Raw genomic sequence first — 472 nt, 5'->3', positions numbered from 1 at the left:
GGGTGAGACGTACGCTTCGCTTACGTACCAAACAGGTCAAGGGGAATACCGCATCGGGACCAATAAGGTGCACGCACCGCTGATTAATGACGGTGGCATCGTGAAACCGTTAAAAGCGCAGAAGCTCACCATTCCTGCTGACAAGCGTATCAAAAAGCGCACCGAAGCCTATGGCGTTCGCAAGACGTTGTCAGGACTGGAAGCGCAAGGCTGGAAGATTTTCTGGCGTCCAAACTCTGTCATGGGGCGAGCACCTGTTGGCGCTAAAGGCATTGGTCGAAAAATCAAAAGTCGTTTTAACCGCAACAACAAGAGCAAAGATAAAGGTGTGTTCTACGTGCTGTATATCCGAGCCGATGAAGTGAAAGTACCAGGGCGACCATTTATGTACCTAAGCGACGAGCAACAAAAAGAACAGGCTGAGCTGGTTCAAAAAGAATTGATGAAGGCAATTAAATGAGCGCACCAAGTT

1 protein-coding gene is annotated in these 472 nt (G+C 48.9%); it reads left to right on the top strand.

Going from position 1 to position 472, the window contains the following annotated elements; all coding sequences use genetic code 11:
* A partial coding sequence (locus AW165_RS18535; RefSeq protein WP_060466688.1) for a hypothetical protein occupies window positions 1-460 on the top strand: 460 nt, incomplete at its 5' end.
* Between the last annotated feature and the right edge of the window lie 12 nt (window positions 461-472).

It is taken from the genome of Acinetobacter sp. LMB-5, from assembly GCF_001541635.1.
Lineage (GTDB): Bacteria > Pseudomonadota > Gammaproteobacteria > Pseudomonadales > Moraxellaceae > Acinetobacter > Acinetobacter pittii.
Note: the sequence above shows the minus strand (reverse complement) of the source record. Positions and strands in the feature narration are given on the sequence as shown.